This is a genomic window from Bifidobacterium animalis subsp. animalis ATCC 25527, from assembly GCF_000260715.1.
GTDB classification, from domain to species: Bacteria; Actinomycetota; Actinomycetes; order Actinomycetales; family Bifidobacteriaceae; genus Bifidobacterium; species Bifidobacterium animalis.
Window position 1 is genome coordinate 1,762,421 of sequence record NC_017834.1, and the last position, 23,116, is coordinate 1,785,536.

10 protein-coding genes, 2 rRNA genes and 1 pseudogene are annotated in these 23,116 nt (G+C 56.9%); 3 read left to right on the top strand and 10 right to left on the bottom strand.

Annotated elements, in window-relative coordinates; genetic code table 11:
• Window positions 1-136: 136 nt before the first annotated feature.
• The 4 genes from BANAN_RS07315 to glf all read right to left on the bottom strand — a co-directional run bounded on the left by BANAN_RS07315 (window position 137) and on the right by glf (window position 8,929).
• Window positions 137-1,183 (bottom strand): LacI family DNA-binding transcriptional regulator, encoded by a 1,047-nt coding sequence (locus tag BANAN_RS07315; RefSeq protein ID WP_041777053.1) that lies wholly within the window; start codon window positions 1,181-1,183, stop codon window positions 137-139.
• 571 nt (window positions 1,184-1,754) lie between these two features.
• Window positions 1,755-4,844 (bottom strand): 23S ribosomal RNA (locus BANAN_RS07320).
• A gap of 465 nt (window positions 4,845-5,309) precedes the next feature.
• Window positions 5,310-6,850: ribosomal RNA gene (locus BANAN_RS07325) — 16S ribosomal RNA — on the bottom strand.
• Together the 16S and 23S rRNA genes form the textbook arrangement of a ribosomal RNA operon.
• An 894-nt stretch (window positions 6,851-7,744) precedes the next feature.
• Window positions 7,745-8,929 carry a UDP-galactopyranose mutase gene (gene glf, locus BANAN_RS07335; protein WP_014698265.1) on the bottom strand — a complete coding sequence of 395 codons (1,185 nt, stop codon included), beginning with the start codon at window positions 8,927-8,929 and terminating at the stop codon, window positions 7,745-7,747.
• Between the two features lie 220 nt (window positions 8,930-9,149).
• Between glf and BANAN_RS07340 the strand changes: the two genes are divergently transcribed.
• Window positions 9,150-10,235: a glycosyltransferase gene (locus tag BANAN_RS07340; protein WP_041777054.1), complete on the top strand. Its 1,086-nt coding sequence runs from the start codon at window positions 9,150-9,152 to the stop codon at window positions 10,233-10,235.
• A gap of 302 nt (window positions 10,236-10,537) precedes the next feature.
• Here BANAN_RS07340 and BANAN_RS07345 read toward each other — a convergent pair whose 3' ends face one another.
• From BANAN_RS07345 to BANAN_RS07355, 3 genes and pseudogenes are all read right to left on the bottom strand, one after another.
• Window positions 10,538-12,805 carry a glycosyl transferase gene (locus BANAN_RS07345; RefSeq protein ID WP_041777173.1) on the bottom strand — a complete coding sequence of 756 codons (2,268 nt, stop codon included), beginning with the start codon at window positions 12,803-12,805 and terminating at the stop codon, window positions 10,538-10,540.
• Between the two features lie 103 nt (window positions 12,806-12,908).
• Window positions 12,909-13,879: pseudogene (locus BANAN_RS07350) on the bottom strand (glycosyltransferase).
• A 409-nt stretch (window positions 13,880-14,288) separates the two neighbouring features.
• Complete coding sequence (locus BANAN_RS07355; RefSeq protein WP_014698270.1) at window positions 14,289-15,269, bottom strand: glycosyltransferase; 981 nt, start codon at window positions 15,267-15,269, stop codon at window positions 14,289-14,291.
• A gap of 132 nt (window positions 15,270-15,401) precedes the next feature.
• Between BANAN_RS07355 and BANAN_RS07360 the strand changes: the two genes are divergently transcribed.
• Together BANAN_RS07360 and BANAN_RS07365 are read left to right on the top strand one after the other, a co-directional pair.
• Window positions 15,402-17,918, top strand: coding sequence for an LTA synthase family protein (locus BANAN_RS07360; protein WP_014698271.1), 2,517 nt, complete (start codon window positions 15,402-15,404; stop codon window positions 17,916-17,918).
• 9 nt (window positions 17,919-17,927) lie between these two features.
• Window positions 17,928-20,015 (top strand): glycosyltransferase, encoded by a 2,088-nt coding sequence (locus tag BANAN_RS07365; protein WP_014698272.1) that lies wholly within the window; start codon window positions 17,928-17,930, stop codon window positions 20,013-20,015.
• A 5-nt stretch (window positions 20,016-20,020) separates the two neighbouring features.
• Here the strand turns inward: BANAN_RS07365 and BANAN_RS07370 are convergent, their stop codons facing one another.
• Genes BANAN_RS07370 through BANAN_RS07380 form a run of 3 tightly spaced genes read right to left on the bottom strand, consistent with a single transcriptional unit; the run spans window position 20,021 to window position 23,051 of the window.
• On the bottom strand, window positions 20,021-20,803 hold the full coding sequence (locus BANAN_RS07370; protein WP_014698273.1) for a glycoside hydrolase family 25 protein: 783 nt from the start codon (window positions 20,801-20,803) through the stop codon (window positions 20,021-20,023).
• 50 nt (window positions 20,804-20,853) lie between these two features.
• Window positions 20,854-22,215 (bottom strand): ABC transporter ATP-binding protein, encoded by a 1,362-nt coding sequence (locus tag BANAN_RS07375; RefSeq protein WP_014698274.1) that lies wholly within the window; start codon window positions 22,213-22,215, stop codon window positions 20,854-20,856.
• Window positions 22,215-23,051 carry an ABC transporter permease gene (locus tag BANAN_RS07380; RefSeq protein ID WP_394295950.1) on the bottom strand — a complete coding sequence of 279 codons (837 nt, stop codon included), beginning with the start codon at window positions 23,049-23,051 and terminating at the stop codon, window positions 22,215-22,217. Before BANAN_RS07380 ends, BANAN_RS07375 begins: the two co-directional genes overlap by 1 nt.
• Window positions 23,052-23,116 lie beyond the last annotated feature (65 nt).

Sequence of the window (23,116 nt, forward strand, 5' to 3'; positions counted from 1 at the left end):
TTGGTGATAAAACGTTTTATCAAGAACTACCGTTCATCATACCGCACAACAGAAGAAGACGCGACGCTATGCCAGCGGCAAAGATTCACGAAAACTAATGCCGCAAGTTGAGAGTCGGTGTATAGGGAATCTGGAATCAGCGGGAAATCGGCGCCTGTGCGACGGTGTCTCCCTCGACCAACCGCGGTTCGAGCAGCAGCAGATCATTCGCCTTCGCGCAGTTCCGGCCGGAATCATGGTGCTGAATATGCCGGTACAGGCATTGCCAACTCTGCGAAGCGAGTTCGGAGACATTCTGTTCCACCGTGGTCAGGTGTGTGAACAGACCAAAACGTTTGACAATGTTGTCGTAACCGATTATCGAAAGATCCGCGGGAATGGCAATGCCGAGTTCGCGGAAGCGGTCGATTGCCCCCAATGCCATCAAATCGTTGCAGCAGAACAAGCCTGTGGCACCAAAATCTGCCACGGCATCGGCAGCGTCATAACCACCCGAGAATCGATAATTGCCGTCGAGAGTGAGAATGGAGTCCGCCGGCACGTCATGTTCCTGCAATGCCTTCAGAAAGCCATAGCAGCGTGTATTCGCATTCACGTTGTCTTTGTTCCCGGTAATGCAGGCGAACCGCTCGTGGCCTACTCTGAGCAGTCGCTGGGCTGCAAGCCGGCCACCAAGCTCGTTGTCGAAGCCCACGCCGTCGCAGATATCGGCGGTGATCAGCCTGTCGATGATGGCAATGGGGCATGGGGAGGCGTAAATCTGGTCGTGGAGCAATGCGCGGTCTGTATAGCTGTCGATGGCGGGAATAAGGAAGAGACCGTCGATATCACGTCCCACAAAGTTTCGCATGAGCTGACGTTCCAGCGTTCGGTCGTCATCGGAATTCGAGATGAAGAGTTGATACCCGCTCAGCCGGCATTCCATTTCCAGGCATTTGGCCAGCGATGCGAAAAACATATTCTCGATATCGGGAACAATGAGCGCAATGAGGCGCGTTTCATTGGTGACCAGACCGCGCGCGTTCTCATTGACCACATACTGCAGACGTTTCGCCACATCGCGAATGCGCTGCTGTGTACGTTGTGATATACGTGATGGCTTGTTATTGAGCACGAGCGACGCCGTGGCTACGGAAACCTGAGCTTCCTGCGCCACTTCCCTTAACGTTACTCGCCGCACCATATTCGCCTCATCTGTTGCCGTACTGTGTGTAGTTATATTCTATGGCACGCCTAGCAATGCGGGAATTGTTCACCATTGCATTCCGAGATGACAATGTAAGGAGATGACAATGTGAAGAGGCAATTGGGAAGATTATATTGGATTGCGGTTGTTCTTCTGGTTTGGTGTGGTGTTCATGGGATGGAAATCGCGCGGTGTGATATGTTCCTCCCGTGTGGCGGTGCGGGCGGTGGGGATTGTCCGCCCGGGCCGGGGAACGGCGCCTGCTTGCCCGTGTGGGGGGTTGCTTGGGATATGCGAAGGCCCGGGGAACGTGTGTTCCCCGGGCCTTCGGTAAAGTGTGGTTGCGGCGGTGTGCTACTCTCCCATGTCCTCTCGTGCCATGGTACCAGCGCCGTGCTTCGGAATGGGACCGGGCGTCTCCCCTGGGCCATGGCCGCCGCAAAATTCTGTTATTCTCCGTTCGGGTGGCGGATTGGGAACCGGATCGTGGACGCGGGTGTTGAGGGATGTTGGTGTTCGTGCCGCCATGATGATGCCGCCGGGGTTGTCCTGGCTTGTGTCATGGTGGTGTTGGTTGTCTTCGACCGTTAGTGCCGGTCGGCTCCACCCCTCGCGGGGCTTCCACGTCCGGTCTATCAACCACATGTTCTCTATGGGGTCTCACACACCCCCCAGGGGGGGTGTCAGGAATCCTTATCTTGGAGCGGGCTTCCCGCTTAGATGCTTTCAGCGGTTATCCCTCCCGAACGTGGCCAACCAGCCGTGCCCCTGGCGGGACAACTGGCATACCAGAGGTTCGTCCACCCAGGTCCTCTCGTACTATGGGCAGGCCTCCTCAGGATTCCAACGAGCGCAGAGGATAGAGACCAAACTGTCTCACGACGTTCTGAACCCAGCTCGCGTGCCGCTTTAATCGGCGAACAGCCGAACCCTTGGGACCTGCTCCAGCCCCAGGATGCGACGAGCCGACATCGAGGTGCCAAACCATCCCGTCGATATGGACTCTTGGGAATGATCAGCCTGTTATCCCCGGGGTACCTTTTATCCGTTGAGCGATGCCGCGTCCGTACGCCGGCACCGGATCACTATCTCCGACTTTCGTCCCTGCTCGATCCGTCGATCTCGCAGTCAAGCCCGCTTGTGCGATTACACTCGACACCCGATTGCCAACCGGGCCGAGCGGACCTTTGAGCGCCTCCGTTACTCTTTGGGAGGCAACCGCCCCAGTTAAACTACCCGCCAGGCACTCTCCCCGACAAGGCTCACTTGTCCGGGTTAGGCATCAGATGGGGACAGAGCGGTATTTCACTGGCCGGCTCCACCACGGCTGGCGCCGTGGCTTCGAAGCCTCCCGCCTATGCTACACAATCCGCACCTGATGCCAATACCAAGGTATAGTAAAGGTCCCGGGGTCTTTTCGTCCTTCTGCGCTTAACGAGCATCTTTACTCGTACTGCAATTTCGCCGAGCTCCTGGTCGAGACAGCGGGGAAGTCGTTACGCCATTCGTGCAGGTCGGAACTTACCCGACAAGGAATTTCGCTACCTTAGGATGGTTATAGTTACCACCGCCGTTTTACCGGGGCTTGAATTCACCACTTCGCATCCCGCGAGGGGACGCTGATGGATCCTCTTAACCTTCCGGCACCGGGCAGGCGTCAGTGCATATACGGCGACTTGCGTCTTGGCATGCACCTGTGTTTTTGGTAAACAGTCGCTACCCCCTGGCCTGTGCCACCCCCAGCCGCCCGCGGCCCGCGAACGGGGCCGGAACCGCCGGGGGTCTCCCTTATGCCGAAGGCACGGGAGCAATTTGCCGAGTTCCTTGACCAGGATTCGCTCGATCGCTTCGGTATACTCTACCAGACCACCTGTGTCGGTTTGGGGTACGGGCGGCAACGGACCTCGCGCCGAAGCTTTTCTCGGCCGACGGGATCACCGGATATCACGCCTGAACAGCGCCCATCATCACGCCTCACCCCATCATGCCCCCGGATTTGCCTGGGGGCGGGGCCACACGCTTGACCAGGGAAAACCACCTCCCCGGCCGGCTACCCGTCCGCGTCACTCCTGAAACGCTCAACCCATGCGCGTCCAGGCCAAACAGCAACGGAATCAGAAGGCCGAAGCCCCCATCAACCGTATCGGATGGCCCTTGTTCACACGGGCTGCTGGTCGGTCCGAAAGCCGGTACGGGAATATCGACCCGTTCATCCATTCGACTACGCCTGTCGGCCTCGCCTTAGGACCCGACTCACCCAGGGACGACGAACGTGGCCCTGGAACCCTTGGTCTTCCAGCGGCAGGGATCCTCACCCTGCTCTCGCTACTCATGTCTGCATTCTCACTCCCACACAGTCCACGGCCGGGTTCCCCCGCCGCTTCGCCCCGGTGTGGGACGCTCTCCTACCACGCAACACAACGTTGCATCCGCGTCTTCGGTGGCGTGCTTGAGCCCCGCTACATTGTCGGCGCGGAACCACTAGACCAGTGAGCTGTTACGCACTCTTTCAAGGATGGCTGCTTCTGAGCCAACCTCCTGGCTGTCTATGCGACTCCACATCCTTTCCCACTTAGCACGCGCTTGGGGACCTTAGACGACGGTCAGGGCTGTCTCCCCCTCGACGACGGAGCTTATCCCCCGCCGACTCACTGCCGGAATAGACGCGATGGGTATTCGGAGTTTGGTTGCTGTTGGTACCCGGTACGGGCCCGCAAGCATCCAGTAGCTCTACCCCCCACACGCAATCAACCGACGCTGCACCTAAATGCATTTCGAAGAGAACCAGCTATCACGGAATTTGATTGGCCTTTCACCCCTAACCCCAGTTCATCCCCTCAGTTTTCAACCTAAGTGGGTGCGGTCCTCCACGCGGTCTTACCCACGCTTCAACCTGACCAGGGCTAGATCATCCCGCTTCGGGTCCAGGACACGCGACTCAAAACGCCTTTTAAGACTCGCTTTCGCTACGCATACACCACACGGCTTATGCTCGCCACATGCCACTGACTCGCAGACTCATTTTTCGATAGGCACGCCGTCACCCCACCAGGGGGCTCCGACGGTTCGCGGGCGCACGGTTTCAGGAACTCTTTCACTCCCCTCCCGGGGTGCTTTTCACCTTTCCCTCACGGTACTCGTACGCTATCGGTCAGACAGGTATACTCAGGCTTACCCGACGGTCCGGGCGGATTCACACGGGATTCCACGAGTCCCGCGCTACTCGGGAGACACCATCCATGGTGCACGCGCATACGGCTACGGGGCCATCACCCTCTCCGGCCCGGTATCCAACCCGGTTCGCCTCACGCATGCATTTATCACCACAGCCAACGGCGTCGGCCGCTGGACAGGCGTTCCCACGACACCATGCGCGCAACCCCCGACGGGTATCACACACGCACGGTTTAGCCATCATCCGCTTTCGCTCGCCACTACTCACGGAGTATCCTCTCCTGCAGGTACTGAGATGTTTCACTTCCCTGCGTACCCCCCGCACAAGTGCGGTGCCAGCCCATGACGGCTGGCGGGTTGACCCATTCCGACACCCTGGGATCAAAGCCATGTCGGCGGCTCCCCCAGGACTATCGCGGGCCCCCACGTCCTTCATCGGTACTGTCTGCCAAGGCATCCACCATACGCCCATCACGACAACCACAACACGGCCGCCATGACCAAAGCACTACTGAAAAACCCTAGAACGACATCAGATCACGGAGACGCACCGCACACGGCGCGCCCCCACACGATACGAACGAACCCAAGAAAAACGATTCCTCGGATTCGAATCACAGTACGAACACCAACCCCACCCACAACGGGCGGGCCGATGCTCGCGTCCACTATCCAGTTCTCAAACCACCACCCCACCAGGACACCCACCCCGCACCAACAGGCACCGGGCAGCCGACCTGGGGGACCCACAGGCAACCACACCCCCGCACGGGGGGCCGGTGGCGGCCAGGGAACCCAACAGCACGCACCACACCACCACGACCAACACGACCGTGATCCAATATGACTCTTCCACACCAGCAAGCCAGGGCGGCGACGAAACCATCGCACTCGGCAAACCCCAGCCACACAACCGTGCACACAACCATGCACGCTCAATTCTCCGTAGAAAGGAGGTGATCCAGCCGCACCTTCCGGTACGGCTACCTTGTTACGACTTAGTCCCAATCACGAGTCTCACCTTAGACGGCTCCCCCCACGAGGGTCGGGCCACCGGCTTCGGGTGCTACCCACTTTCATGACTTGACGGGCGGTGTGTACAAGGCCCGGGAACGCATTCACCGCGGCGTTGCTGATCCGCGATTACTAGCGACTCCGCCTTCACGCAGTCGAGTTGCAGACTGCGATCCGAACTGAGACCGGTTTTCAGCGATCCGCCCCACGTCACCGTGTCGCATCGCGTTGTACCGGCCATTGTAGCATGCGTGAAGCCCTGGACGTAAGGGGCATGATGATCTGACGTCATCCCCACCTTCCTCCGAGTTGACCCCGGCGGTCCCACATGAGTTCCCGGCATCACCCGCTGGCAACATGCGGCGAGGGTTGCGCTCGTTGCGGGACTTAACCCAACATCTCACGACACGAGCTGACGACGACCATGCACCACCTGTGAACCGGCCCCGAAGGGAAACCCCGTTTCCGGGGCGATCCGGCACATGTCAAGCCCAGGTAAGGTTCTTCGCGTTGCATCGAATTAATCCGCATGCTCCGCCGCTTGTGCGGGCCCCCGTCAATTTCTTTGAGTTTTAGCCTTGCGGCCGTACTCCCCAGGCGGGATGCTTAACGCGTTGGCTCCGACACAGGACCCGTGGAAAGGGCCCCACATCCAGCATCCACCGTTTACGGCGTGGACTACCAGGGTATCTAATCCTGTTCGCTCCCCACGCTTTCGCTCCTCAGCGTCAGTAACGGCCCAGAGACCTGCCTTCGCCATTGGTGTTCTTCCCGATATCTACACATTCCACCGTTACACCGGGAATTCCAGTCTCCCCTACCGCACTCCAGCCCGCCCGTACCCGGCGCAGATCCACCGTTAGGCGATGGACTTTCACACCGGACGCGACGAACCGCCTACGAGCCCTTTACGCCCAATAAATCCGGATAACGCTCGCACCCTACGTATTACCGCGGCTGCTGGCACGTAGTTAGCCGGTGCTTATTCGAACAATCCACTCAACACGGCCCGAAGCCGTGCCTTGCCCTTGAACAAAAGCGGTTTACAACCCGAAGGCCTCCATCCCGCACGCGGCGTCGCTGCATCAGGCTTGCGCCCATTGTGCAATATTCCCCACTGCTGCCTCCCGTAGGAGTCTGGGCCGTATCTCAGTCCCAATGTGGCCGGTCACCCTCTCAGGCCGGCTACCCGTCAACGCCTTGGTGGGCCATCACCCCGCCAACAAGCTGATAGGACGCGACCCCATCCCATGCCGCAAAAAGCATTTCCCACCCCACCATGCGGTGGGGCGGAGCATCCGGTATTACCACCCGTTTCCAGGAGCTATTCCGGTGCACAGGGCAGGTTGGTCACGCATTACTCACCCGTTCGCCACTCTCACCCCGGCAGCCAGGCCGCCAGGGATCCCGTTCGACTTGCATGTGTTAAGCACGCCGCCAGCGTTCATCCTGAGCCAGAATCGAACCCTCCACAACAAACATTGCAGAAAGCCAAAAACGACTCTCAAATCCATTTCAAAAGAAATCAGACGGACCATCCAATAAGGAAGGACGGTCACACAAAAAACCTCCGCCATCCATCAAAACCCGACAGGATTACCCACACGAAACCATGCAGGCGGACAACGGAACTGGCATCATAAAAGACGACCAAGCACCATCACGGCCACGACAGCCGCAACGACATCAACCTTGGTCAAGTAGTACAGTACACGCTATTGAGTTCTCAAACCACCACCACACAGCCGGCGAACACACCCGGACCCAGTCCAGAAGCTCACCAACCGGCAGCAAGATGAATAACTTACACGCCCCACCCCGAAAACACAAACCCACCCCCAACCACACACCACAAAACCCCTAGAAAACACTCACCACCACCGGCGTGTCGAAAACCCAACACCACACCCCACACGACACCGACAAAGACACCAACCAATCCGCAAACACACAAGAAAGAAACCACCACAGGAAACACCCCCCACCCCACCTTTCCCCAGACGTAAAAGGAGACGAAACCCACGCCACACACGACCCCAATTACGCAGGCTATGCAGACAACCCTGCAAAACGACGACAGCCGCCATGCCTCCCCGAGGCTCCTCCCCGCCACGCCCCCGACCATGAAAGAAACCACCACCGATGATATGTGGCGGAGGGGCGCGGGGGCAAGGGCTGAGGAACGTAAAGGAGCCTGCGACAGTGACAAAGCCATGCCCCGCACCCCTCCGCCATACATCATCTGACTCTATCTCACACCACATTCATCGCCGACGCATAACGCAAAACGGGAACCCCTATCCAGAGTTCCCGTCAGCATTCAGAAAGCGAGTTCACAGAACGCAATCTGCAAATATAAACAAATACAAACTACTTCTTGAGCAGCGGCTCAACCTGCTTCTCGTAGGAAATCAGCGCCTGGTTGAACACCTGGTCCATGTCGTAGTACGCGTAGGTGCCCAAGCGGCCTCCGAACACCACATTCGGCTCGTCGGCGGCCTTCGCCTTGTACTGTGCATACAGGGCCTTGTCTTCATCGGTGTTGATCGGGTAATACGGCTCGTCGCCGCGGTTCGCGAAGCGCGAGTACTCCTCCCACACCACGGTCTTGTTCGGGTTCTGCTCGGCGGCACGCTCCGGGTTGAAGTTCTTGAATTCAATGGCGCGCGTGTACGGCACGTCGGCGTCGGAGAAGTTCATGACCGCGCAGCCGAAGTGGTCACCCTCGTCATAACGCACCTCCTTGAAGTCGACGGTGCGCCACTTGAGCTCGCCCAGATCGTAGTCGAAATAGCGGTCGACCGGGCCCGTGTAGACCACCGGCACGCCCCCTTCCAACAACGCGCGCTTGTTGAGCGGCTGCGTCTCGTCGAAGAAATCCGTCTCCAGCTTCACAGTGATGCGCGGGTCGTCGATCATGCGCTCAAGCCACGCGGTGTAGCCGTCTGCCGGCAGACCTTCCCACGTGTCTTTGAAATACCGGTTGTTGTAGTTGAAACGCACCGGCAGACGCTTGATGATGCTCGCCGGCAGCTCGCTCGGATCGGTCTGCCACTGCTTGGCGGTGTAGTTCTTGATGAACGCCTCATACAGTGGACGCCCGATGAGCGAAATGCCCTGGTCGTTGAGATTCGCCGGATCCGTGCCCGCCAGCTCGCCGGCCTGCTCGTCGATGAGCGCCTTGGCCTGCGCGGGCGTGTAGTTCGCACGGAAGAACTGGTTGATCGTGCCCAGATTGATCGGCAGCGGGAACACCTCGCCGTCGTGCGTGGCGTAGACGCGGTGTACGTAATCGGTGAACTTCGTGAAACGGTTCACGTAATCCCACACGCGGCTATTCGACGTGTGGAACAGGTGGGCGCCGTATTTGTGAATCTCGGCGCCGGTTTCCGGGTCCATGTACGAGTAGGCGTTGCCGCCGATGTGGTCGCGAATGTCGATGATCGTGACGTTCACGCCGAGCTTCTCCACCGCCTGCTGCGCGATGGTGAGGCCGAAGATTCCGGCACCGACGATCACCAGATCCGGCGTCGCGTTCTGCTCGTTTGCAGTCATCTCAAGTCCTTCCGAAAATATCAATCGAACATGCCGCATGTGCATATTCGTCGCCGCACACCACGGAAACAGTCTGCAGCGGACACTTGTCACCAGCATAAAACGCGGTGTGCACACTGCGACGTGATTCGCGAATGCCAATGCTTACGCGGCCTGCGAACGAAATTCGGCAGCATAAGAAGATGTGCCGCTGAACATGGCACATCGAACATATGCAGACATGCGCGCGGAATATGCACACAGTATTCATGCAATGCAGCCACGGCTCATGGCGGAACTTCCCCCGCCGTGGTTTACCATAGGTTGCATGACACACAGGGAACGCCGGGAGACGACTGCCCCCTTCACGCTGCTCATGGCGGTGTATGGGGGCAATTCGTTGCGTGAGGTGGAGCGTTCCGTGCAGTCGAGCACCATCGAGCAGACGCTGCCGCCGAACCAGGTGGTGATTGTGCGCGACGGACCGGTTCAGGAGCCGGTGCAGCGGTATTTGGATACGCTGCAGTCGACCATGGCGGTGTGGTTCACCGCCGAGCGCCCCGAGCTGGCAGTGCCTGAGGTGACGATTGTGCCGCTCGACGAGAACCGGGGACTCGCGCATGCCCTCAACATCGGCCTGCAGCACTGCGATTTCGACGTTGTCGCGCGCGCGGACTGCGATGACGTGTCGCTGCCGAACCGGTTCGCCACGATCATTCCGCAATTCGCCCGCCGCTCCTCCGCCTCGCACACCACGGCGAAATCGAAACTGCCGATTGATGTGATGGGCAGCGCGATCCGCGAATTCACCGACGATGAGCGCAAGCCCGGGCAGATTCGCATGCTGCCTGCCGAGGGCGCCGATCTGGAGAAGTATGCGCGCATGCAGTCGCCGGTGCATCACCCAAGCGTCGTGTTCCGCAAGTCCGCTGTGCTGGCCGCCGGCGGCTACCCGGAGGATGCGGGCAGATTCGAGGATTACCTGCTGTGGGAGCGCATGATGCTCAACCATGCGCAGTTCCTCAACATGCCGGAACCGCTCGTACTCTACCGCACCAATCAGGAGGCGTATGAACGCCGCGGCGGCTGGGATATGTTCCGCGAGGAGCTGCGTTTGCAGTGGCGCTTCCTGCGCGACGGTTTCACGTCACCCGCACAGTTCCTGCGCAACACGTTCATTCGCGCCGCATACCGCATGATGCCCACTTCCCTGCGCAAGCGCGCCTACCATTCAATCGTCTCGCGCCGCAACACCGAGATCTCCGCAGCGCCTGCGCCAGCCGAAGTGCAGGCCAAGCCGCGCGGTCGTCACGCCCAGTCCGAGTGATTCGCGATTATTCATATCATATTCATATCAATCTGCGTAATTTGGGACATTTTCAGTGCCTATCTGTCTCTTTTTACGCAGAGTGCTAATGAGCAGAATGTTAATAAACTGAAGCGTGCTGATAAATAATCTGCATGCTTTACGTAATTTGGGACATCTGCGGAATCTATCTGTCTCTTTTTACGCAGATGCGTACAGGTCAATTACCAATACTCTGCGTAAAAAAGAGACAGATGGAGGCCCGCAGATGTCCCCGATTACCTTGAAGGTGGCCAAGTCAAAGCAAGAAACGCCCACACTGGCTACGCCGTCAATCCGATAAACCAACTACGAACAGTGGCATACAAGTCGGGGCACAGTATTTTCCAGTTGCAAATACGGCCATTGGCAAACATTCCGAACATATTAATGACAATCGTCAAAAAGACTAGCGCCACTAAGGTGATCTGCAGGATATGGAATGCAGTCGTTTGATTGGCCCGCACATGCTGTCCACTCGCTGACATCCCCAGTGCGCCTCCACGTATCTCGTAATATCCCGACGCATCGGCCCGGAAGGAGACGTCGCATGCGAAAATGACCAAGGCAGCAGCGAGCATGAGCAGGTAACCAAAATCACCGTAGTAGCGCATGGAGGTGCCGCACTTATAGCAATCGAAAATCACGATTATAAGGGTAAACACCATCATCATCACGGTCATGCTCCACACCTTGTGTACACGAAGCTGCTTTCGCAATGCTATGAATAGCAGCGCGAATATGGCCAACGGGTAGATGGCGAAGAATCCTCCAATGGAACCTTCCTGCGGGGAAGATATTGCGGTGTCCACCGTGGTAACGAACGGGAAGGCCGCCGTAGTGCCGGTGGGTTGGAATAGCTGGTTGAACACCTCCGAAAACAGGATGTAGAATGAGGATTTCCGCGTGGTCATGTCGAAACTAGTGAGATTATAGTTCGCACCAAAATCGAAGTATTTCCCGAAACGGAGGTGATTATAGATCAGCAAGGGCACCGTGACCACAATAAAGGGAACGATTGCCCAAATAGTGGCTGCGAACCCCTTACGAGAGAACAAGGTACGCCGCTTGGCAATTTGATCCCAAAACATGGGGAACGCAAGGAAACATGCAATCATGAACTGCGGTCGTGATCCGAGGTTCAATGCCATACACAACGATCCAAGAGCAATCCACAACACCGAAACTGTGCCATCCGAGCGCTTGGAAATCTGCCAGAACCACAATCCCATGAGCACCAATGCAATCGAGCAGGTCATAGGCACTCCGTAGAAGGAGGTGCTATGCGCATATACAAACAAATTGGTGCCGATATTGAACGCGATGACGGCCAACCACACAGAGCCCAGAGTTGCCGACGGGAAGTAATCGCGGGCAAGACGGCGAAGCAGCAGCGTGCCGAAGGCAATCGCCAGAGCTGAGAATATACCGATTGCAGCCCAGGTCGGCATCCACCGGCCAGTGAGAAGTTGATAGGGGATGAACGTGAGCAACGCCGGAATGACCCCGAAATAACTGTAGTAATGGCCTTCATAGTATGCATGGTCCCAGAAATACTGATGGCTGCCAGTGCCGATAAGCCCATAGCGGTCATCGGCCGAATAGGGGTTGGGCATCGTCTCGAGTGTGGGATCCACGGGGAGGTCAAGCCATGTACGTCCATGAATCAAGGCATCGGCAAGCCGTTGATATTGCTCGGTGTCTTCCCAATGGGCATGGGAGGAGTTGAAGCCGTAGTACACACGACGGGTGGCATAGGCAATGAGGATGAGGAGCGCCGACCACGCGACAATATAGACGATGGTGCAGATGCGTTGACGAACGCTCGTGCTTGCTGCACAACTGCGCCAGATGCGCGACGAGGGGCGAAATACCACGAAGAACGCAGCAATGAGCACTTCCACCAGAAGCCTGAAGGGGTTGACCTTAAGCGGGATATGGGGATTGACTTCCAAATGATCGAAGATTATGTTGTAGCCCTTGGCGTTCTGGAAAGTGACACGCACTGCCGTGGACTGATATGCTTCGCGTTTCTTGCCGAAAAGCAAGTATTGGGTGTCTGGATTGGTGTTGTATTCAAGCGTATTACGTGGATCTCCCCACCCTCCGTCACTTGACGTTGATTGGATCCATGTTTGATCGGGATGTGCCGAGACGGCGTCATTGACGGAAATGACGGCATTCGAAAAATGGTTGCGTTGAGACGGCAACAGATTCTTACCGTCCGGGGTGGCGACGAGTTTCACGCTTTTGACCTGCACAGGCGCGTCTGTGGTTCCCCGCTGATGAACAGGTACCGTGATGGTCGCTGAATCCGGATCGGTGATTTTGTATTCGCAATTGCCTTGGTATTCGAGTCCTGAACCGAATTGTGCCGTGCCGATTTCGACAGGCTCTGCGCTCTGGGTACGCCAATGCCCGAGATTGAAGAACCCCAGTTCGATGACCATGACAACAATGAACGCAACGGCACATGCAATCCAAAATCGGTCACGAGAATTGTGCTTCAGCGAGGTACTATGTTTCATTCTAGTTGAGGTGACGTCATTCATCTGGGTCGGTTCTGTTATCGACTCAGTCGGCTGGCTCATAGAATTCTCTCAATCTTTATTTTTCAAAATAAAACAAGTGAATATATTTTGCGTTATAGTCATCTCATCTTATAAGCGAGATGTGTTCCGAAACACGATTATCGAAAGATTCACTGACACTGGGGCGATTATGCGAAGAAGCGATATATATTTGTGACTCAAATGCAAATTGCGCTCGATCCCTACGCGCCATGACCGCCAGAATCAGTCCAGTGAAAATGGAGATGACACCTATAAGCATCAGCATCGTCGAGCCGATTAGCAGGGGAAACGCCGAACCTCACCCGTCTGAGCAAACTCTATGCACACCCATAGAGCCAATCCAAATCCAACTCCTCCAATGATCACCCCCAACGAGCCGAAGAACGGCAATGGCCGGTTCTCGTAGACAAGTCTGAAAATCATGTTGAGGACCTTGGCTCCGTCTGAGAACGTGCTCAACTTGCTCACACTTCCTTCGACACGATCACGGTACTGCACGGGCACCTCAGTCACACGCATCTTGCGATCAAGCGCAAAGATTGTCATCTCCGTCTCGATCTCGAAGCCGTTTGACATAACCGCATACGATTTTGCGAACAAATTGTTGAACGCACGGTATCCGCTCATCACATCATGAACATGTGCATGGAATGTGTGGTTGATGACAGAGCGAACGAGACGATTACCGGAATTATGGAAGGGGCGCTTGTTCTCCGTGAAATACGTGGAGGACAGTCTGTCGCCGACAACCATATCCCAACCCTTGTCAAGCGCATCGAGCAATGCGTGCACGTCCTGCGCTGGATAGGTGTCATCCCCGTCCACAAGCACGTATCGATCGGCATCGATATCACGCAACATTCTACGCAACACATTGCCCTTGCCACGTTCGGGGGCAATGCGCACAATCGCCCCTGCTTGGGCCGCGAATTCAGAGGTACGGTCATCGCTGGCGTTGTCGTACACGTAGATTTGCGCATCAGGGAGCTGCTGCCTGAAGGCAGTGACCACCCTGCCAATGGTTTTCTCCTCATTGAGGCAAGGTATGAGCACAGCGGTAGTCTGATTGGCAGTCACAATGCATCCCCTTTCGACATAGTAGCCCGAGCTTCCCAGATACAGGGAATTCCTCAAAGTGGTATATAGACTACGCACCACAACCTGTCGAAGAGAGACAACAGGCCATATCCGGGCTTCAGTCTATTCCATTCGATGGTCAAGTGACTGACGGCTGATTCTCTGCCGTTCCTCCCACATCGTCTGCGTAATTTGGGACATCTGCGCCCGCCATCTGTCTCTTTTTACGCAGATGCGTACAGGTCAATTTTCAATACTCTGCGTAAAAAGAGACAGATGGAGGCCCGCAGATGTCCCAAATTACGCAGGGGATGACTGCCTATCTGGAGGAGCATGTCTCCGATGATGCAGGGAGACGGAGCCAAAGAGCCGAGTCTGAAGAGATCTAAAGGGAGATGCGCTCGATGTCGGGCACCAGCGGCGGGCATGCACGGGCGAAGATCTCGGCATTCGACTCCGGTTCGGTGTGCCAGCCGTCACGCCAGCCGTCGCGCAGGCACTGAAGAATGAGGGGGCGGTCGTCGGCGCGCATCACAGTGAGTAGCCAGCGGCGCGCGGTCTTCGCGAGGAATGCAAGCAGACCTCCAAATGAGAAGTCCGAGCGGCAGAATCTGAGCATCCAGATCTTGTTGCGCACCTCGTTGTAGAAACGCGGGCCCGGGTCGGCGTCCGACGAACCGAATTTCTTCGTCTTGTGCACGACCTCGCTCGCCGGCACATAGTACCCCACGCCTTTGCGCAACAGAGCCGTCGTGTATTCGAAATCGTCGTTCCACAGGAAGAACGCGCTGATCGGCAGACGTCGACGCCCGCGAATCGCACCCATATTGAGCATGCAGGAGACGAAGGAGAGCGAGCGCACCTGGTACGCACCGCCGGTCATCTCGCGCTCCCCCTTCGCCAGAACGGCACGCGGGCGGGGTTTGTTCATCAGGTGTTCCCGGCCGTCGACCCACACCGCCTTCGACCCGAGTGCCGTGGGCAGGCAATCGTTCACAGCGACGCATTCGTCTGCAGCGGCGAGCAGCTCCTCCAAGGCTGTCGGCGTGGGCACGGTGTCGTCGTCCATCAGCCACACATATTCAGCGATTCCCGGTTCCGCGGAACCGTTGGCGACGGCGTACGCAATGCCCGCGCAGAATCCGCCGGCGCCACCCGTGTTCTCGCGCAGTTCGAGAATATGAGCGGGAATTGGCGTGCGCCCGGCGAAATCGCGCGCCACCTGCAAAGCGCCGTCGGTGCTCGCGTTATCGACGATGACCAGCGAATCCGGCCTGCGAGTCTGCGCATTGAGCGCGGACAGGCATTCGTCGAGCAATCTGGCGCGGTTGTAGGAGACCACTACGGCAGTCACATGGTATTGCATACCCTTCAGTATAGAGACGCAAGCAGGCAGCCGTACCATCACCATAGCCACACATTCCGCCGCCTTTGGTCGTGGTGGGGCACGAGAATAGGCACATTGCTGTTGTACACCATACGAGAATCAGAGGTAGGCATGGGCACCAAGCCGGCGAAACAAGCACCGCGCACGCGCACACAGCGGATTCGCCAAGCGAAACAACACCGCATGGCAGCGCAGATGAGGTATCGCAATCATCTCGCCGCCATGACGGCCACCAACACCGTACTACTAACAGCCGCCCATTCCTCAGCGCATCCGGAGTCTTCCCCCTTAGACAACGCAGCTGATGCCTCACAGACCACTGCCGCAGCGAATACCCAGACGGAACCGGAGCGGCAGAGCGCACCGGATGAACCTGCCGAATCGAACAACGCGGAACCCGAATCGCGACCGGCAAAGACCAAGCGCGCCAAGGAAGCGCGGCAGGCGGCCACGTCTCACGGTGTGCAGGAAGCCCGGAAAGCCAGGGAGCAACGGCCCCCGCGGAATCCAATCACCCGGCAGTGGCGGCGGTTCAAGGAAACGAAGTTCTACCAGGTATGGGACAGGCGGCCGAAGTTCTCGTATGGCTTCTATACGGTGGTCGCAGCTGCCGTCATTCTCATAGCAACCATGTTCTTGTGGTGGAGCATGCAGGACAACCTTCAGTACAATCCGAAGGACCAAAGCAGCCTGTTCCACCAGGTAACCGATCATGCCTATCATTCGCTCTCCGACGGTTCCTGTTATCTCACGATGATCGCCTTGCTCCTGATCTATCTCGTCTGCGTGACGGTCATCAATCGATTCTGGATTGGCACTGCCATATTCGGCACCATTGCTATGATTTTCGCCATCGCCACCAAGATCAAAATCACCATGCGCAGCGAACCTGTCATCCCCTCAGATCTCGGCTTCCTGACTGGCGGAGGCGGGGGCGGCGCAGGCGAGGTGGCGTCGTTCATCAACGAGGATTCCCAACCACTCATCAACGCCGCCATCACCATGCTGGTCTGGTTCATCATCATATGCATTGCATTGCAGTTCCTCGACAAACGCAGGACCTTCATTTACTGTTCGTGGCGCCATCCGATTGCGGGACCCAAAAACATCATCGGCTTGATCTGCCGTATTCTCGCGCCCATCGTGAGCATCGCACTGGTCATGGGGTATGCCACTTCTCTCTCCAGCCCTGAATCGGAGGTGAGGAAGACGCTAGACCGCATCGGCTACGAACCACGACTTTGGAACGTCAAGGAGGATGCAGTTCACAACGGAGCCCTCACCACGTTCCTGAGCCTCACACGCGTCAAAGCAATGGCCGATGAACCGGACTACAGCGAGGCGCGAATGAAGGAGATTCAAGCACGGTATGAGAAAACCGCAGCCACGATCAATGCGGAGCGTTCAACGAATATGACGGACAGCACCGTCATCATGGTGCTGTCGGAAAGCTTCTCGGACCCCAATCGCGTGCCGAACGTCCATTTCAGCATCGACCCCATGCCGAATATCCGCGCACTCAAGAGCACAACGACGAGTGGCCTCATGCTCTCGCCGGGTTATGGTGGTGGCACCGCCAACATCGAGTTCCAGCAAATGACCGGCCTGAGTCTCGTGAATTTCAGCGATACGATGCTCTCCCCGTACCAGCAGCTTGTGGCCACGCGTCCGAAGTTCTACTCATTCAACCAGATTTGGAATGCCAATTGTGGCGGCGAGTATTCGACGAGCTGCTCCGTGGGATTCCATCCATTCCTGCAAAGCTTCTATCTGCGCGGGACCAACTATAAGAAGTTCGGTTTCTCGCACCTATACACACAGGACAGCGATCCAAAAATCAAGTACGGAAAGAGCTATGTGGGGCCGAACGGGAAGACGGATTACGTTTCCGATGAGGATGCCTATCGCAATGTGATTGACGAGGTGAAGTCAAACACCAAGGATGGCAAGCCATCGCAATACATTCAGCTCATCACGATGCAGAATCATGCACCATACCCGGATATCTATGATGAGGCGAATGAATTCCACGCCGCAAACGAATCGGTCAACGTCACTCCGAACGAAATGGGCATCGACGACAATTACACCAAGGGAGTTCAACGAACCGACCAGGCGACCGCCGATTTCCTGAATCAGCTTGATGAAATTGACCGTCCAATCACCGTGGTCTTCTATGGAGACCATCTCCCGGGGATATACCAGGCCGCCAATGCCGACAAGGAGAATGCGCTCGCGCTGCATGAAACCGATTACTTCATCTGGTCGAATAAGGCATCGAGCCCACATACCGGGAAACTGCCAGACTCCAACGCCGACTTCTCGTCTTCGAACTATTTCATGACGCAAGCCGCTGCGCAAATGGACGCGCGCATCTCGCCCTACCTCGCGCTGCTCGATGAACTGCATAGGGAGGTGCCTGCAATGTCTCGCTCGATCAATGCGGGATCATGGAGCGCGCATGGGGAACCCACATTCCTCGACGACCAAGGCCGGATAATCGATCCGAAGACGCTCTCCGGCAAGGCCAAGCAGTTGCTCGCAGACTACAAGATGGTCCAATACGACATGTCGGTGGGCAAGAACTACCTGATGGACTTGGGCTTCATGGACGTGCCGAAGCAGTAGGATATCAATATGGCAGTGAATACGTCGAAAACCACACGCACACCGAACAAATCTCGGGCCGCACACCATGCGAATACGGCGGTTCCGGGCGCTGTTGACTGGGAGGTGGTCGATCGCGTCGTGTTCCCGATGGAAGACCGCAATGCCATATTGCCGCTCTATGCCATCGAATGGACGCAACCGCGCATGAGCCGTGACGAGATCGACCCCTTCGATGATTTCTATAACATCGACTTCGGTGCCATGAACTCCTCCGAAGCAGCAAGGCTTGTCAATACAAGCGTGCGACCTGCGGCGAATGTGGGCTCCGATGTATTCACCATTAACAGTCGTTCCGAGATTTGCGTGCATTCCGGTAAGACCATCTCGTTGTGCACTTATTTCAACGCTTTCCCTGCCGGGTATTGGCGCCGCTGGACCGATGTCAACACCGTGCGGTTCACTGCGCAGGCACAGGGTGATGGTGCGGTGACGCTGATGCGTTCCTCGGGGCGCGGGCTGCTCCATATGGTTGAAACCGTACCCGTGCAATCCGCGCATGGTTTCGCCGAGATATGCGTGGATCTGCCGATGACGGACCTGATGGACGGCGGATTCTTCTGGTTCGACGCGCGAGCCTCCGAATCGATGGAGTTGCAGATTCGTGACGCCGTATGGAGCGTGCCCGTGCAAGCGCGCCGACAGCAAGAACCCACGTCCTTCTCGATTGCGATCACCACTTTTAATCGTCCCACCTATTGTCTGCGTCAGCTGCGCACCATTGCAGCCGATGACAATGTTCGCGCACGACTGGACACGATCTACTGCACCGATCAGGGCACCGACCGAGTATGCGACCAACCTGGGTTCGCCGATACGGCACGGGAGCTCGACCAGCAGCTCACCTACATTCGCCAAGCGAACCTCGGCGGTTCCGGCGGCTTCTCCCGGGGTATGTTCGAAACACTCAAAGCAGCCACAAGTTCATATACAATGCTGCTCGACGACGATGCGATCAGCGAGCCGGAATCGATCATTCGCGCCGTGCAGTTCGCCGATTACTGCAGGAAACCCACCATTGTCGGCGGCGGCATGTTCCATCTCGACAATCGCACTGTGCTCTATGCGCAAGGCGAGATCGTGAACCGCAACAATATGCGCGCGCTCCCCGCGGTAGGTCAGCGCTACAATCAGGATTACGCGCAGTTCCCGCTTCGTGACCAACCACATCTGCACCGCCGGTTCGACTCGGACTTCAACGGCTGGTGGATGTGCCTCATACCCACGCAGATCATGCGTGAGATCGGGCTGTCGTTGCCGGTGTTCATCAAGTACGACGACATCGAATTCGGCCTGCGGGCCCAGGACGCCGGCTATGCCACGGTGAGTCTGCCAGGCGTGGCCGTATGGCATCAGGCTTGGCATTCCAAGGATCCTCAGCGTACGTGGGAGGATTACTTCGATAACCGCAATCGTTGGATCTGCGCATTGCTGCACTCCGAGAAGCCAACGCCACAGCTCCTCTACCAAATGGCCTATAACGACGTCACCATAGGGCTGCGGCTCGTCTACTCCGCCCTGCATCTGCATCACTTGGCATTCCGTGACGTGATGCGTGGCCCGCAATACATTCTCGACTCTATGCCAACGAAACTGGCCGAGGTGCGTGAGGCCCGCGAAGGATTCAGCGACACCGAGACACGCCCGAACATCGACGATTTCCCCACCGCCGCGGCACAATACGCCGCAAAGGCCACCCCTCGCCCGATGAGCAAGGTCAAGGCTACCGGCATACGCACGCTGTTGCGCACGCTGCTGGGCAACGGCAGCGGCATTCGCGACACACGGCCCGCCATTGCCGTCACGGCGAAGGAGACCACATGGATGGCCTTCCGCGGGCAATCGTCGGCATTGGTGACTTCCGCCGACGGCAATTCCGTGGCATGGTGCCGACGTGACGACAAGCTGTTCCGTGAATTGTTCATGCGAAACATGTTCCTCGCGAACACATTCTGCAAACGGTTCCCTGCACTCGCCGAACAATATCGCGCTGCCGACCTTTCCAGCGTGGAGCATTGGGCTCGGATTTTCGGCGAGCAGACCGGCCGTTCCAACTAGTCCGATTACTCGGCGGACATAAAGAACCGCGGGTCGAACACGCTCACATCGACGTCGCCGGTCACGCCGGACACACGCGCGGTCGACGTGTATTGCCATGCATGCGGATCCGGGCAGCCTGCGAAATCATACTCAAGCGTGTCCGAATACGAAGCGATCCAGTTGGCGTGTTCGCGCAGCCAGTCACTGTCGAGGCGCGTCGCCATGTTGTGCGCGTAGGTGTAGATTCCCAGATTCGTGTACCCCGCATCTTCGAGCGCGCCGAAGAACACTTTGACAATCTGTTCGAACTGAATCGGCCGCGTGGGCATCGTATGGCCACCCCAGTCGTCGAGATGCTCCATGTCATAGAAAATGGGGATGGTCTTGTCGTTGATCGAGTATTTTCGGAGCGTCTGCAGCACGAAATTCGCCTCTTCACGCGCGAAATCGGTGCCGTAGGCGTAGCTGTACAAGTACAGGCCATGCGGGATGCGGTTCACACGCACCTGCGCCAGATTGTTCTTGAAATACTTGTCTTCGTTGCCATGGCCGTAGCCGATGCGCAGAATCGCCGCATCGACCTCGGATTGCTTGACCTTCTGCCAATTGACGTTCCGCTGATGTTCGGAGACGTCGATGACCCGCCATACCGGACGCAGCACGTGACCACCCCCCTCGGTGAACACATGTACACCGAACGAATACGACCACGGGTCGGCTGCCTCGTTCCACGAACTCTCCTGGCTATCCGTGGAAACTCCACAACCCGTCACCCCGATCACTGTGCATATGCACAGAATCATCATACAGATTCTGAATCGTACGCCATGAATCTGCAGGGTTGAGGGAACTGGGGTCATTCAGATTCCTCGGAAATCCTGCCGTCATATTGCCCAGCGGCTGACTGTTCCGCCTGCTCCTTCGAAATGGGTTCGATCTGCATGGCGCGCGTATTGATCAATGCGTAGTCCATATTGCGGGGATCACGTACCGCAAAGGTGCACGCATTGTCATCCAGCGCGACAGCGACCATGTCCGTCGTTTCGGTATTGCCTGGAATCGGTGTGCGCAGTGATGTGAACAGGCGGAATTCGCCATTGTTGAACAGGTCCAACGGCATCTCGAAGTACACGGTATGACGCCCTTTCTTCGTCATGTGCAGCTTCGGGTTGTGTGCACCGGTATCAAAAGTAATGCCCCCACGACGAATATCATGCAATGCAATGGCCAGATAGAAGTCGTCGGTTTCGTTGAACTCGTATTCGACCGCGAACCGGAACATCTGGTCGCTGGTCAACACCAGCGGCGAGATGGCATAGGTGCGCAACAACGGACAGCGAGCGTTCAAGCCGTTAGGATACACTTCGTGTCCTTCTTGCTTCGCTTGGTCGGCGCGTTCCGCCTTCTGCCGTTCCTCCTGTCGCATGGCTTCGAGATTGGCCAAAGTATAGCTTTCGGCCACCGTCTCCTTATCGCCGATCGCCGCCACCTCACCATCTTGAATGAACATAGCTCGCGTGCAGTAGCGCTTGATGGCACCCATGTCATGCGTGACCAGAATCACCGTTTTCGTGGGGTCTTGACGCACACTCGAAAAATAGTCGTCACACTTGCGCTGAAACGCCTCATCGCCCACCGCCAGCACCTCATCGAGCACCAGGATGTCTCCCTGCGCCTTGATGGCCACGGAAAACGCCAGACGCACCTGCATGCCGCTTGAATAGTTCTTGAGCTTCTGATCCATGAACTCCTCGAGTTCGGCGAACTCGACGATGTCGTCATACATCTCGTCCACTTCGTCATGTGAGAACCCAAGCAGCGCACCGTTCAGATATACGTTCTCACGACCGGTGAGCTCGGGATTGAATCCCACTCCCAATTCGATGAATGGTACGAGTTTTCCCCTAACATCCACCGAACCCCGGTTCGGATAGTAGATCTGCGAGATGATCTTGAGCAGCGTCGACTTGCCACCGCCATTGCGGCCCACAATGCCGAAGAACTCGCCCTGATGCACTTGGAAAGACACATCGCGCAGCACATGCTGCTCCTTGTAGCCTTTGATGCCCTTCGTCCAGTTGATGAAGGCCTGCTTCAGACCCGAGGCTTGCTCGGTAGGTAGCTTGAACCACTTGTCCACATGGCTCACATCGAGCACCACCGGCTGCTCCATGTAATTGTCAATGGTGATCACATCATCGGTCATCGCGTCGTTCATCACATCACCTCTGCGAATCTGCGGCTGTTCCTACGGAAGATATAGACGCTGAACCATGCCAGCACTATGACGATGACAAGTGGAATGCTCTTCTCCCACCAAGAATTGAATGAATTCCAAACCGTGGGCTGAGTAGCCGGCGCAATGAAATTGTGCCGTATATCCTGAATGGTCTGCGCAATCGGATTCAGCAACTCAAGTTTTGCGAGACTGGCATAGACGCCGCCCTTGTCCGTCACATACGACAACGGGTACATGATTGGCATCGCATAGAACAGAATCTGCGAAAGCACCTCCCAAATATGGGCGATGTCGCGGAAATACACGTAGCATGTGGCAAAAATCAGTGCGAGCGCCAGCGAAACGATATACAGCTCAACCAAATTAAGGGGAAGCCACAATACGCGCCAGGTGAACTCGACATGTTGGAACAACGCGAATACCAACACCACGGCATAGTTGATGCCCAATGAGATCAGTGAGCCGATGGAGGCGGACACCACAACTATATAGTTCGGGAAATGCACTTTTCGCAACAAATCTCCCCGATCGACAATCGAACGCAGACCTATGCCAATCGTCTCCGACACGAACTGCCATGAGCATACGCCGAGCAACAACACAACCGGATATGTCGAAGTGTGATCGGTCAGTCTCAGGAATTTCGCGAACACGATATACATGACCACGAACAACAGCAACGGCTTCAACACAGACCAGGCGACACCGAGGAACGACCCTTGGTATCGCATCTTGAAATCGGTCTTCACCAAGCCCCGCAATACGGTCATCGCATACCCATAGCGGTCCTTCAACCGTTTAGTCAGCGTATTCACTCGCACCTTCCTCGCCATCGTCGTTATACTCCCCGCCGCATGTCCGCCGCGCAGCCTGCTCACAC

Bases quoted from the DNA above. Each gene is read 5' to 3' on its own strand.
- BANAN_RS07345 (WP_041777173.1), bottom strand. From the start codon at position 12,805: ATGAATGACGTCACCTCAACTAGAATGAAACATAGTACCTCGCTGAAG.
- BANAN_RS07370 (WP_014698273.1), bottom strand. From the start codon at position 20,803: ATGATGATTCTGTGCATATGCACAGTGATCGGGGTGACGGGTTGTGGA.
- BANAN_RS07375 (WP_014698274.1), bottom strand. From the start codon at position 22,215: ATGAACGACGCGATGACCGATGATGTGATCACCATTGACAATTACATG.
- BANAN_RS07365 (WP_014698272.1), top strand. From the start codon at position 17,928: ATGGCAGTGAATACGTCGAAAACCACACGCACACCGAACAAATCTCGG.
- glf (WP_014698265.1), bottom strand. From the start codon at position 8,929: ATGACTGCAAACGAGCAGAACGCGACGCCGGATCTGGTGATCGTCGGT.
- BANAN_RS07355 (WP_014698270.1), bottom strand. From the start codon at position 15,269: ATGCAATACCATGTGACTGCCGTAGTGGTCTCCTACAACCGCGCCAGA.
- BANAN_RS07315 (WP_041777053.1), bottom strand. From the start codon at position 1,183: ATGGTGCGGCGAGTAACGTTAAGGGAAGTGGCGCAGGAAGCTCAGGTT.
- BANAN_RS07340 (WP_041777054.1), top strand. From the start codon at position 9,150: ATGCGCGCGGAATATGCACACAGTATTCATGCAATGCAGCCACGGCTC.
- BANAN_RS07360 (WP_014698271.1), top strand. From the start codon at position 15,402: ATGGGCACCAAGCCGGCGAAACAAGCACCGCGCACGCGCACACAGCGG.